Annotated in this window: 16 protein-coding genes and 1 pseudogene; 11 read left to right on the top strand and 6 right to left on the bottom strand. The window is 68.8% G+C overall.

All coding sequences use genetic code 11. The features are described from left to right. Positions 1 to 369: pseudogene (locus HV824_RS32105) on the bottom strand (hypothetical protein); the annotation flags it as partial. 112 nt (positions 370 to 481) lie between these two features. On the opposite strand from HV824_RS32105, the gene HV824_RS32100 reads away from it, so the two are divergent. Further along, complete coding sequence (locus HV824_RS32100; protein ID WP_176424942.1) at positions 482 to 1132, top strand: hypothetical protein; 651 nt, start codon at positions 482 to 484, stop codon at positions 1130 to 1132. 3 nt (positions 1133 to 1135) lie between these two features. Here HV824_RS32100 and HV824_RS32095 read toward each other — a convergent pair whose 3' ends face one another. Both HV824_RS32095 and aqpZ read right to left on the bottom strand, forming a co-directional pair. Then, positions 1136 to 1771 carry a LysE family translocator gene (locus tag HV824_RS32095; RefSeq protein WP_176424941.1) on the bottom strand — a complete coding sequence of 212 codons (636 nt, stop codon included), beginning with the start codon at positions 1769 to 1771 and terminating at the stop codon, positions 1136 to 1138. A gap of 84 nt (positions 1772 to 1855) precedes the next feature. Beyond that, positions 1856 to 2692 (bottom strand): aquaporin Z, encoded by an 837-nt coding sequence (gene aqpZ, locus HV824_RS32090; RefSeq protein WP_176424940.1) that lies wholly within the window; start codon positions 2690 to 2692, stop codon positions 1856 to 1858. 234 nt (positions 2693 to 2926) lie between these two features. Between aqpZ and HV824_RS32085 the strand changes: the two genes are divergently transcribed. Continuing rightward, positions 2927 to 3196: a hypothetical protein gene (locus tag HV824_RS32085; protein ID WP_176424939.1), complete on the top strand. Its 270-nt coding sequence runs from the start codon at positions 2927 to 2929 to the stop codon at positions 3194 to 3196. A 60-nt stretch (positions 3197 to 3256) separates the two neighbouring features. Here HV824_RS32085 and hpt read toward each other — a convergent pair whose 3' ends face one another. From hpt to HV824_RS32070, 3 genes are read right to left on the bottom strand one after another with little or no spacing between them, the layout of a single operon-like run. Continuing rightward, complete coding sequence (gene hpt / locus HV824_RS32080; protein WP_163784681.1) at positions 3257 to 3790, bottom strand: hypoxanthine phosphoribosyltransferase; 534 nt, start codon at positions 3788 to 3790, stop codon at positions 3257 to 3259. Between the two features lie 10 nt (positions 3791 to 3800). Next, positions 3801 to 4616: a uracil phosphoribosyltransferase gene (locus HV824_RS32075; protein ID WP_002634163.1), complete on the bottom strand. Its 816-nt coding sequence runs from the start codon at positions 4614 to 4616 to the stop codon at positions 3801 to 3803. Between the two features lie 15 nt (positions 4617 to 4631). After that, positions 4632 to 5231, bottom strand: coding sequence for a thymidine kinase (locus HV824_RS32070; RefSeq protein ID WP_140794212.1), 600 nt, complete (start codon positions 5229 to 5231; stop codon positions 4632 to 4634). A 194-nt stretch (positions 5232 to 5425) separates the two neighbouring features. On the opposite strand from HV824_RS32070, the gene HV824_RS32065 reads away from it, so the two are divergent. The 9 genes from HV824_RS32065 (at position 5426) to HV824_RS32025 (ending at position 11724) form a co-directional block, all read left to right on the top strand. Continuing rightward, entirely contained in the window at positions 5426 to 5806 is a 381-nt protein-coding gene (locus HV824_RS32065; RefSeq protein WP_176421023.1) for a DUF5658 family protein, read from the top strand. 134 nt (positions 5807 to 5940) lie between these two features. After that, positions 5941 to 6240, top strand: a complete 300-nt coding sequence (gene spoVG, locus HV824_RS32060; RefSeq protein WP_163784678.1) for a septation regulator SpoVG — start codon at positions 5941 to 5943, stop codon at positions 6238 to 6240. 47 nt (positions 6241 to 6287) lie between these two features. Next, positions 6288 to 7238: a ribose-phosphate pyrophosphokinase gene (locus HV824_RS32055; RefSeq protein WP_176421024.1), complete on the top strand. Its 951-nt coding sequence runs from the start codon at positions 6288 to 6290 to the stop codon at positions 7236 to 7238. 173 nt (positions 7239 to 7411) lie between these two features. After that, positions 7412 to 8071, top strand: a complete 660-nt coding sequence (locus HV824_RS32050) for a 50S ribosomal protein L25/general stress protein Ctc (protein ID WP_176421025.1) — start codon at positions 7412 to 7414, stop codon at positions 8069 to 8071. 81 nt (positions 8072 to 8152) lie between these two features. Then, positions 8153 to 8728, top strand: coding sequence for an aminoacyl-tRNA hydrolase (gene pth, locus HV824_RS32045; RefSeq protein WP_176424938.1), 576 nt, complete (start codon positions 8153 to 8155; stop codon positions 8726 to 8728). A gap of 270 nt (positions 8729 to 8998) precedes the next feature. Then, positions 8999 to 9466, top strand: a complete 468-nt coding sequence (gene rpsF / locus HV824_RS32040; protein WP_163784674.1) for a 30S ribosomal protein S6 — start codon at positions 8999 to 9001, stop codon at positions 9464 to 9466. A 51-nt stretch (positions 9467 to 9517) separates the two neighbouring features. Continuing rightward, positions 9518 to 9913: a 30S ribosomal protein S18 gene (rpsR, locus tag HV824_RS32035; protein WP_163784673.1), complete on the top strand. Its 396-nt coding sequence runs from the start codon at positions 9518 to 9520 to the stop codon at positions 9911 to 9913. A 27-nt stretch (positions 9914 to 9940) separates the two neighbouring features. Beyond that, positions 9941 to 10384, top strand: a complete 444-nt coding sequence (rplI, locus tag HV824_RS32030; protein WP_176421027.1) for a 50S ribosomal protein L9 — start codon at positions 9941 to 9943, stop codon at positions 10382 to 10384. Between the two features lie 173 nt (positions 10385 to 10557). Continuing rightward, positions 10558 to 11724 carry an acyltransferase gene (locus HV824_RS32025; protein ID WP_176424937.1) on the top strand — a complete coding sequence of 389 codons (1167 nt, stop codon included), beginning with the start codon at positions 10558 to 10560 and terminating at the stop codon, positions 11722 to 11724. Positions 11725 to 11733: the final 9 nt, after the last annotated feature.

Below are 11733 nucleotides of genomic sequence, written 5' to 3'. Positions count from 1 at the left end.
CGTGTGGATGGGCGACGTGGGCGCCCCCTCCTCCCCCTGGGACTCCAATTCCCACGCCATGGTGCCCACGTCGCCCATCCACACGCGCGTGCACTTGAAGCCCGCTTCCTTCGCCAGGCTGGCCACGCGCGTCAGGAAGCCGTCCTGCTCCGCCGCCTCCGCCTCGCCTTCGACGACGCGCGGCGCTCCTAACACCTGCACGTCGATGAGCGTCAGCGCCGGCCCGAACTGGAAGACGTCCGCGACGACGATGTCACTCCGAGGCTGCTCCCCGAACGACGTCCCCAGTGCGGCGTCCATCCATTGACGGACCCTGGACCGGTCCGGGCTCCCATGAATCCAGAGGTGATTCGCGATGCCGTAGGCCATGAGTTCCTCGGCCCGGATGCCTACCAGAGACGCGGCGCCACGCTCCAGGGTGATTGGTGCCCCACCCGCGCATGGAGGCCACCCCGGGTCATGGTAGACAGGGACGCCCCGCATGGACCGCCTGTCCCAACTCCTCTGGCTCTGGATGCTCTTCTTCGCCGTCAACGCCCTCTGGGCGCTGGCGCAGGCCGCCGTGGCCAGCACCGTGGGCGCACGGCCCGTGTCCATCGTCCTCGGCTACGGCCCCACCCTGCTCTCCGCCCGCCTGGGGAGCATCCTGTGGGCCTTCCGCCCCCTGGCGCTCGGCAGCGCGGTGAGCTTCGACGAGCCCACCGCCGAGGGCGCCCCCGCCAGGAGCCGCCTGCTCCAGCTCTCCCCGCCCCTGCACGCCGCCGTCATCCTCCTGCCCTGGGTCCTCCAGGTCGCCATCGCCATGGCCTGCCTGGGGCCCACGGAGGCCCTGCGCCAGTTCGTGAGCGGCTTCGCCGTGCCCTTCGAGCCCTCCCTGCTCCCCGGCCGCGTGGAGCGCTTCCTCGCGCTCCTCCGGGACGGCGACCTGCTGCGCGCCTGGGGCCTGATGAGCGCGAAGCTGGCCGCACTCAACCTCCTGCCCCTGCCCGCGCTCGCCGGAGGCACGTTCCTGCTCCTGCCCTGGCGCAAGGGCTACCCCGTCTGGGCCGGCCTGCTCGGAGTCCTCGGGCTGCTGGCCGCCGTGCCGTGGGTCCTCTACGTGCTCTACGTGGTCATCAAGGCGCTCGTCTGACGCCTACGCCTGGCGCTGCAACGCCAGCCGCGTCCCCAGCACCACGAAGACGCCGCCAGTGACGCGCTTCTGCCACGCCGCCACCCTCGGGTTGCGCCGCATCCAGCCCCCGAAGGCCCCGGCCGTCGCCGCCAGCAGCACCAGCCACGACGTCCCCGTGACGGAGAACATCAACCCGAGCCCCAGGAACTGGAGCCCCGTCGAGCCCGCGGACGCGTCCACGAACTGCGGCAGGAACGCCAGGAAGAACACGGCCACCTTCGGGTTCAGCACGTTGGTGACGACGCCGTCGCGGAAGATGCGCCGCAGCCCCAGGGCCGGGAGCGCCCGCACCTCCTCGGGAGCGTCGTCCTGGGAGCGCAGCATCTGCACGCCCATCCACACGAGGTAGGCCGCCCCGCCCCACTTCACCACGGAGAAGGCCAGCGCCGACGTCGCGAGCAACGCCGACAACCCGAACGCCGCCGCCGCGATGTGGAACAGGCACCCGACGAAGATGCCCAGCGCGGAGACGATGCCCGCCTTGCGCCCCTGCCCCATGCTCCGGGCCAGCACGTACAGCGTGTCCGGCCCAGGCGTCAGGATGAGCGCGAGCACCGCCAGGAAGTAGGCCGTGAGGCGCGTCGCGTCGAAGAACATGGCGGCTCCAGTGGGGGGCCCGACAGGCCCCTGTTCCCGGTCACCGTACCCGCCGGAGCCCCCCGCGAGAAGCGCCCCACGGCATCAGACGGGAGCGCGCGTTCCGGCCCGCTGGTCCGCGATGCGCGACTCACGCTCGCGCCGCAGGGCCCGCTCGGCCTCCTCCGCGCTGATGGGCACGGACGGCCGGAACACCGTGCGGTACACCGCCGCCGCGGTGGCGCCTCCCAGGAGCGGCGCCACGATGAACAGCCACAGCTGCCCCAGGGGCACGCTCCCCGCGAACAACGCCGGCCCCAGGCTGCGCGCCGGATTCACGGACGTGTTCGTCACCGGAATCCCCACCAGGTGGATGAGCGTCAGCACCAGGCCAATGGCCAGCCCCGCGAAGCCCACCGGCGCGCGCGCATCCGTGGCCCCCAGCACCGTGAAGACGAGCAGGAAGGTGAGCACCACCTCGGTGAGGAAGGCCGACCCCATGCCAAAGCCATCCGGCGAGGCGGCGCCATAGCCATTGGTCGCCAGCCCCTGCGTCGCCACCGAGTAGCCCCCGGGCATGCCTCGGGCAATCAGCAGCACCACGCCCGCCGCGACGATGGCCCCCGCGCACTGCGCCACCACGTAGCCGGCCGCGTCCTTGGCCTCCATCTTCCCCGTGAGCAACAGGCCCAGCGTCACCGCCGGATTCACATGGCAGCCGGAGATGGGCCCAATCACGTACACCATGGCCAGCAGCGACAGGCCAAAGGCGAGCGCCACACCCTGGAAGCCGACGTGGTCCCCCGCCAGCACGGCCGCCCCGACGCCGCCCAGCACCAGGACGAACGTCCCGATGAACTCGGCAACGTACTTCCGGACGGCTTCGTGCTGGTGGTGCTTGCCCGCCCGAGCCAGCGCGGCCCTGTCCGTGGTTGCATCCATGGTCAGCCCTCGTTTCGCGCGCCCAGACGCCACGCCTCAGCGCATTCTTCCAGGCAGGGTGTGCATGGACTGGAAGTCGACAACGCGGAGCACCGCGTCACGGCCGCTGAGCGGCCCCCGTGCGCGGCCCAAGGCCCTCCGCCTCCCCGGTCATACACAGACACGCCCGCTTTGACTTTCAGGCTGGGGGGCGACAGCCTGGATGCGTCGTCCCCCACCTCGAAAGGACTTGTCATGAAGGCTGCAACGCTGCTGCTCGCTGTGACGACGCTGCTGTCCGCGGTTGGCTGTGGTCCGGTGGAGGCGCCGGAGGCGGAAGCCGACCTGGGCCAGAGCGAGGCAGAGCTCTACAACTGCGACACGCTCAAGTACATGTGCCCCAACGGCACCTTCATCCGGTGTCCCTCGGGCACGCAGTCGTGCGGGATGTACACGACGTGCTCGCTCTACTGCGACGCCATCGAGGTGCGCTGCGACTTCGCTGACCTCTGCCCGCTCATGTGACGGCGCGCTCCCGCCGGTGCGGCGCCGCGCACAGAGGGCGGCGCCGGCACCCGGCCGGGACTACTTGTTCTTCATCACCCCGATGAAGGGGAGGTTCCGGTACACCTCGCCGAAGTCGAGCCCGTAGCCGACGACGAAGAGGTCCTCGATGACGAAGCCCTTGTAGTCGATGTCCACCTGCGTCCGGGCGCGCGCGGGCTTCTCCAGCAGCGAGCACACCTTCAGGGACGCGGGGTGCCGGGCGCGCAGGTTCTCCAGCAGGAACTGCATGGTGAGCCCGGTGTCGATGATGTCCTCGATGATGAGCAGGTGCTTGCCCGCCATGGGCTTGCTGACATCGGTGGTGATGCGCACCTCGCCCGTGGACTCCGTGCCGCCCTGGTAGCTGGATACGCCCAGGAACTCGAACTTCACCGGCAGGTCGATGTGCTTCGCCAGGTCGATGGCGAAGAACGCCGAGCCCTTCAGCACGCAGATGAGCGTCAGGTCCTTGCCCGCGTAGTCGCGCGTAATCTCCGCCGCGAGCTCGCGCACGCGCGCCTGCAACTTGTCCTCGGAAATCAGGACACCGACTTCCTGCTCGTAGAACGCCAAGATTCCTCCGCTACACGTAAGCGTTGTTCATGATCTCCCCGAAGCCGCCGCCTCCAGGGACGATGTACTGCCGGTCATCCAGGCCCCGCTCCTTCTCCCAGAGCGCGCCCGGCTCGGTGCCGAACACCTCCGGCGGGGACAGGCCCCGGTCCAACCGGAGCGCGTAGATGATGACGTCCGGATGGTCCGTGGTCATCTTCCGCAGGTACTCCGGCGTGACGATGAGGTTCAGGGTGATGATGCGCCGGGGCGTCCCGGGCACCTTCTTCTTGTAGAGCGAAATCGCCGTGGACAGGCTCCCCCCCGTGGCCCCCATGGGGTCCGGGAAGAGCACGAAGGCGTCGTCCACGTCGCCGCCAATCTTCGCGCCGCCAATCTCCGAGCCCACCACCGCCTCCGCGGCGTCAATCATCCGGCTCATGATGATGTGGTCCTGGCGCACCACCGTCGGGTCCAACGTGGCGTTCATCAGGTCGTACGTCACCTGCGACGGCAGCGTGCCCGCCCGGGCGATGTTCACCGTCACCACCCGCACCTGCGGGTCGATGACCTCCCCCTGGTAGAGGCCCTGGGGCGTGGAGTCGATCATCCGCGTGGGCAGGCTGACGTTCTTCCGCGGGAACTCCGCGTTGAGCACCGTCTTCACCAGGTCGACGTACAGCGTCTCCACCAGGCGGTTGATCTGCGGCTGGATGACGCCCTTCGAACACAGCGTGGCAAGCTGGGTCAGGAGAAAGGGATTTCCCACCAGGTGGACGTGAGGCCCATAGTGGTGGGTCATCTCGTTCAGCTTGAAGGGAACATTGGAGTACAGGGTGTCGCGCATCCGTTCAGCTCCCGCTCAGTCGAACAGCTCCAGGGTCTGCGGCGGCGTGCCCTCCGCCGGCTCCGCCACGTGACACTTGCGGCAGCGCGGCTCGTACGCGCCCGCCGCCCCCACCACCACCCGCTCACCACTGGACACGATGCGCTGGGAGCGGTTGGCCGGGTTCCCACACACCACGCAGATGGCCAGCTCCTTCGTCACGTACTCCGACACCGCCATCAACTGGGGCATCGGCTCGAAGGGGCGCCCCTGGTAGTCCTGGTCCAGCCCCGCGCAGATGACGCGCAGGCCCTTGTTGGCCAGCGCCTCCACCACGGCGACCACTTCTGAACCGAAGAACTGCACCTCGTCGATGCCCACCACCTGGGTGTCGGGCGCGAGCCTGTAAAAAATCTCTTCAGCCCGCTCGATGGCGGTGGACATCACCTTGAGCTGCGAGTGGCTCACCACCGCGGATTCGTCGTAGCGGTTGTCGATGCGCGGCTTGAAGACCTGCACCCGCTGCTTGCCGTAGACGGCGCGCTGGACGCGGCGGATCAGCTCCTCCGTCTTGCCGGAGAACATCGAACCGCAGATGACCTCTATCCACCCGATATCTTTGGGGAATTGATGCAAGGAACGCTCACGGGCCGGGGGCGGAAGGGGCGCGGATAGTCTGCCACGACCCCAGGGGAGTCAACTTCCCGCCACGCCCGTCCCATAGCCGAATCGACCCCCGCTGTCGCCCGCTTCCTCGCCTGCCCGTCACCGGGCCTCGCGGGCGTTGGCAAGGCTCTTGAAGAGCACTGGCCTCGGACCGGCGAAGGGGGATGGGCGTGGCGGCGACGATTGGACCGATGCAGGGCGGGGCGTGGGGCAGCAAGGCTTCTTTCTACCTGTCACCGGCGTCCGTGGCGCTGTTGATGCTGAACCTGCTGGATGGGCTCTTCACGCTCTTCTTCCTCCAGCTGGGGGTGGCCGAGGAGCTCAACCCCATCATGCGGGTGGCCTATGAGCAGTCCCCGCTCTTCTTCATGTTCGCCAAGCTGGTCATCGTGAACGCGGGCCTGTGGCTCCTGTGCCTCCACCGGCACCTCAACGCCAGCCGCATCGCCATCCGGCTGGGCGCGGCCGTGTATGCCGTCATCGTGGTCTACCACCTCGCGTTCCTGACCCACCTGGTCATTCACTGGCCGCAAATGCTGAACTAGGCTCCACTCGCAGCGGCCGACTGTGGGGGCATTGAACAGTGGCGCGAATCTCTCTCGCGCCCGCGCTTGCATTTGACACCCAGTATGTCCCAGGCTTCCCCTCAGCTCCGACCTTTCGGGTTCGGGGGGGGACCATGAACATCACCGACGTCCGGGTGTTTCCGGTCGAAGAGGACAAGCTCAAGGCGTACGTCACCATCACCTTGGATCACTGCTTCGTCATTCGCGATTTGAAGGTCATTCACGGCTCGACCGGGCTCTTCATCGCGATGCCAGCCAAGAAGCGGAAGGATGGGACGTACAAGGACATTGCCCACCCGCTCAACGCGGATACGCGGAGTCAAATGGAACGCGTCATCTTGATAGAGTACGAGCGGCACCTTCATCAGGCGCAAGCCGGGATGCTCGTCGCGGCACCAGCGGACCTGGACTAACGACTTCTTTCCTTCCGTCCGCGTCCAGGTTAGTCAGCGGCCCCACCATGCAGCCGCGTGACTTCAAGGTGTTCGCCGGGAACTCGAATCCCGGCCTGGCGCATCGCATCTGTGAGTACCTCAAGCGCCCTCTGGGCAAGGCGGAGGTCGGCCGGTTCTCGGACGGGGAGATTCACGTCGAGATCGGCGAAAACGTCCGAGGCCACGATATCTTCGTCCTCCAGTCGACCTGCCCGCCGGCGAACGACCACCTGATGGAGCTGCTCATCATGTGCGACGCGCTCAAGCGGGCCAGCGCCGGCTCCATCACCGCCGTCATTCCGTACTACGGGTACGCCCGTCAGGACCGGAAGGTGGCCCCGCGCACGCCCATCACCGCGAAGCTCATCGCGGACCTGCTGGAGTCGGCGGGCGCCCAGCGCGTGGTGTCCATGGACATGCACGCCGGGCAGATCCAGGGCTTCTTCAACATCCCCTCGGACCACCTCTACGGCTCGCCGGTGTTCCTGGAGGACCTGCGCAAGCGCTTCCCGGAGTCGCAGGAGCTGGTCATCGTCTCCCCGGACGCCGGCGGCGTGGAGCGCGCCCGCGCGTACTCCAAGCGGCTGAACACGGGCCTGGCCATCATCGACAAGCGCCGCCCCCGCCCCAACGCGTCGGAGGTGATGAACCTCATCGGCGACGTGAGTGGCAAGGACGCGGTGCTGGTGGACGACATGGTGGACACCGCCGGCACGCTGGCCCAGGCCGCCGCGGCGCTGAAGGCCAAGGGCGCGCGGCGCGTGGTGGCCTACGCCGTCCACCCCATCCTCTCCGGCCCGGCCATCCAGCGCATCCAGGACTCGGTGCTGGAGGAGGTCGTCTTCACGGACACCGTGCCGCTGTCTCCGGCGGCGCTGGCCTGCTCGAAGATCCGCCTGCTCACCACCGACCGCCTCTTCGGCGAGGCCATTGCCCGCATCCACCGCGCCGACTCGCTCAGCTCGCTGTTCGTCTGAGCCGGTCCGCGCCTGTCCGCCGGGCGGCTTGACTCCAAGCCGTCCGGCTGGCATGTGCACGCCCTTCCATCGGCAGCCTCCACAGGCGCCGTCTTCGGGGCCCGCCACTGGGGCGGGATGCCGAGGGCGCCAGGGCGGCTGGTGGCACCCGCAGTCCCATTCGTGAGGATTCCATGTCCGCCAATACGAGCACCCTCGAGGCCAAGCCGCGTGAAGGTTCCGGCAAGGGCGTTGCCCGCCGCCTGCGCGCCCAGGGGCTGATTCCCGCCGTCGTCTACGGCAAGCACCTGGAGAAGCCGGTCCACATCTCCGTGGACCCCAAGGCGGTCCGCCAGGCCATCAACACCCCGCACAAGTTCAACACCCTGATCCAGATCAAGGTGGAGGGCGGTGACCGCCAGGTGCTCCTGAAGGACTACCAGATGGAGCCCGTCACCCGCGCCATCCTGCACGCCGACTTCCTGGACGTGCGCCCCACCGAGCAGGTGAAGGTCAACGTGCCGCTGGTGCTCACCGGCCGCGCGCAGGGCGTGGCGGACGGCGGTCTGCTCACCCAGGCCCGCCGTGAAATCGAGGTCTGGTCGCTGCCCGCCGCCATCCCCGAGCGCATCGAGGTGGACGTGACGGCGATGAAGATCGCCGAGGTGCTCCACATCAACGACCTGAAGCTGCCCCAGGGCGTGTCGGTGAAGACGAACGTCAACTACACCCTGGCCGTCATCAGCGCGCCGGAGGCCGCGGAGGCCGGTCCGGCGGCGGCAGCGGCGGCCCCGGCCGCCAAGGACGCGAAGGCGGCGCCGGCCAAGGACGCGAAGGCCCCGGCGAAGAAGTAGGCTGTCGCCTTCAGCGGTCCTTCTGGAGCGGGGCCGGCCCGGCAAGGGGCTGGCCCCGTTTCTCGTTTCGGGAGCCACGTCATGAAGCTCATCGTCGGGCTGGGCAATCCGGGGCGCGAGTACGAGCGGCACCGGCACAACATCGGGTTCATGGTGGTGGAGGCGCTGCTGTCACGGGCGCGCGCGGCGCTGAACCAGGAGAAGTTCGCGGCCAGGGTCGGCCAGGGCACCCTGGCGGGCGAGCGCGTCCTCTTCGTGGAGCCCCAGACGTTCATGAACCTGTCGGGCCGCTCCGTCGCGGAGGCGGCGCGCTTCTTCAAGGTGCCGGTGGCGGACGTGCTCGTCATCCATGACGAGCTGGACCTGCCCCTGGGCCGGCTGCAGCTCAAGGCCGGCGGTGGCAGCGGCGGCCACAACGGCCTCAAGAGCATCGTCTCCAGCCTGGGCGACGAGGGCTTCATCCGCCTGCGCTTCGGCATTGGCAAGCCAGAGAGGCCCAACGCCCGCGAGCGCGTGGCCGGCTACGTCCTGTCCAACTTCGACGACGGCGAGCGCCGGGAGCTGGAGACGCTCATCGACCGGGCCATGGACATGACGGAGCTCTGGCTTCGCGAGGGCCTGTCGGTGGCCATGAACCGGTTCAACCGGAAGGCCTGAGGCGGGCCCCCGGGCCCCCCACGGGCCGGCGGACGAGGCGCCCGGCCGCTTGACTTGGCGGGGGCCCCCCCATAGAAGGCCCGTTCCCTCATCGGGGATGACCCGGTGGGATGTTCTTTTCCAGCTTCCCGTGTTGGTACACGGGACGTAGCGCGAAGGTGACGGGCGCGCGGTTTCCCGTCCCCGGCGGTGGGCCACCTGGGTCCGCTGGCCGTTTCCCCGCTCTCTGGATTCACCGGAGGGCACTCGACCCCAAGGGGAGAGAAAACAATGTCTGAGACGCAGGCCGCTACGCGGCTTCGTGAGTACGAGACCATCTTCCTGGTCAAGCCGGACCTGACGGACGACAACGTGGACAAGCTCAAGGAGCGCGTCCGCGGCATCGTTTCCCGCGAGGGTGGCAAGGTCATCCGCTTCACGGTGTGGGGCAAGAAGAAGACCCTGTTCCCCGTGGCGAAGCAGCCCCGCGCCATCTACGTGCACACCCACTTCCTGGGCGGCGCGAAGCTGGTGGCGGAAATCGAGCGTAACCTCCGCAACCTGGACGAGGTCACCCGCTACATCTCCGTGAAGCTGGCGGACGAGGTGGACCCCGAGACGCGTCCGGTGCTCGAGGACGTGAAGCTGGCCGGCGACGTGGAGGAGGCCCGTCCGGGCGCTCCCGCGGAGCGCGAGGGTGGCTTCCGTGCCGAGGAGCAGAGCGGCGACTCCGAGGAGGAGTCGACCGAGGAGGCCTGAGGGCCGCCTGGGTCAATTCGCTAGAGACCATTCCAGGATACGAGAACGCTCATGAGCAACGGAACGGATAGCAAGACGGCCTCTGCCCCCCCCGCCCGCAGTGGTGGCGGTGGTGGTGGCTTCGGCGGTGGTGGCTCGCGCGGTGGTGACCGGGGTGACCGCGGTGGTGATCGCGGCGACCGCGGCGGCGGGCTGGGCGGTGACGACGACAAGCGCGGCGGTGGCCGCGGGTTCGGCCGCAAGAAGGTCTGCCGCTTCTGCGCGGAGAAGAACGCGTCGGTGGACTTCAAGGACCAGGCGACGCTGAAGTACTTCGTCACGGAGCGCGGCAAGATCATCCCCCGCCGCATCTCCGGCAACTGCGCCAAGCACCAGCGCGAGGTGGCGGTGGCCATCAAGCGCGCCCGTGGCATCGCGCTCCTCCCCTACAACGCGGTGGTCGGCTAGTCCGCCGGTCCGCACAGGAGACTGAACATGAAGGTCATTCTGCGTGAGGACATCGAGCACCTGGGCAAGTCCGGGGAGCTCGTCACCGTGAAGGACGGCTTTGGCCGCAACTTCCTCCTGCCCCGCAAGAAGGCGGTGCTGGCCAGCGAGCAGAACCTGCGCCAGCTGGAGCATGAGAAGGCGGTCATCGTCGCTCGGAACGCCAAGCTGAAGGGCGCGGCCGAGGAGCAGGCGAAGAAGATTGGCGCCATCAAGGTCAGCATCAAGCGCCGCGTGGGCGACCAGGACAAGCTGTTCGGCTCCGTCACGGCGCTGGACATCGCGGAGGCGGTCGCCGCCGAGGGTCAGAGCATCGACCGCCGCCACATCCACCTGCCCGAGCCCATCAAGGCCCTGGGCAACTACGAGGTGGAGCTGCGCCTGCACCGCGAAGTCGTCGCGAAGATCAAGCTCGAGGTCCTGCCGGAGTAGTCCTCCGCGGGCTTCACTGAAGTGAGAGAGGGCCGTCCGGGGCAACCCGGGCGGCCCTTTCCTTTGCGCCCCACCCCACCCGTCCGGCTCATCCCCCCGTGGAACCGGCTGGCGACAGAGGCGTGGAGCGCCCGGGGCGCGGTGCGTATCCCGGAGCGGAAGGAGGCTCACCCATGAGCACCGCCGCCCCGCACCCCACCGATGAGCACCGCCCGGACCTGGACTGGCTCCGCGTGGTGGCCATTCTCCTGCTGCACCTGTTCCACACCGGGATGATGTTCAACACCTGGGACTGGCACGTGAAGAGCGTCCAGGCCCTGCCGTGGCTGGAGCCCCCCATGGAGGTGCTGCATCACCTCCGCATGCCGCTGCTGATGTGCATCTCCGGCCTGGGCACGGCGTTCGCGCTGCGGCGGCGCGCGCTGGGAGCCTTCGCCGGGGACCGCGCGAAGCGGCTCCTGGGCCCGTTGGTCTTCGGCATGTTCGTCGTGGTGCCGCCGCAAATCTACGTGGAGCGGCTCCAGCGCGGGACGTTCCAGGGCGGCTATGCGGACTTCTATCCGTCCGTGTTCGGCTTCGTGCCCTACCCCGCCGGCAGTTTCAGTTGGCACCACCTGTGGTTCATCGCGTACCTCTTCGTCTACTGCGTGCTCGCGCTGCCGCTCTTCGCCGCGCTGCGCACGGCGCGAGGCCAGTCCTGGCTCCAGCGCGCCGAGACGTGGCTGAGCCGGGGCTGGAACGTGGCGTGGCTGTTCCTGCCGCTCGCGCTCAACGAGGTGTTGCTGCGCCGCTTCCCCCAGACGCACGCGCTGCTGGACGACCCGCGGGCCTTCATCCACTACGGCCTCTTCTTCCTCGGAGGCCACGTGCTGGGCCGGTGCCCGCGCGTGGTGGAGCACCTGGTGGCCCGGCGCGAGGCGCTGCTGGCCGCCTGCGGCCTGCTCTTCGCCGTCATGGTGCCGCCAAACGAATACCCCTTCCCGCTGGAGACGCTGGGCCGCACCGCGCTGCAGTGGCTCTTCATCTTGACGGCGCTGGCCTGGGCGCGGGCCCGCATCCACGTCCGCCGCCCCTGGCTCCGGCACGCGCGCGAGCGGGCCTACCCCTTCTACATCCTCCACCAGACGAGCATCGTCGCCGTCGGCTTCGCGCTCGTGGACTGGGACGTGGGCCCCGGGAGTCTCCTCCTCGCGGTGCTCACGCTGTCGTTCGGCCTCACCTGGGGCCTGTGTGAAGGGGTGGCCCGGGTGCCCTGGCTGCGAGCGTGCTTCGGGATGCCGGCCCGCTCCAAACGGGCCGCGCCCATCCCCACCGCCGCCCCGGTGCATACTGCCGGATGACGCCCATGA

This window comes from Myxococcus sp. AM009 (assembly GCF_013372605.1).
Taxonomy (GTDB): Bacteria; Myxococcota; Myxococcia; order Myxococcales; family Myxococcaceae; genus Myxococcus; species Myxococcus vastator.
Note: the sequence above shows the minus strand (reverse complement) of the source record. Positions and strands in the feature narration are given on the sequence as shown.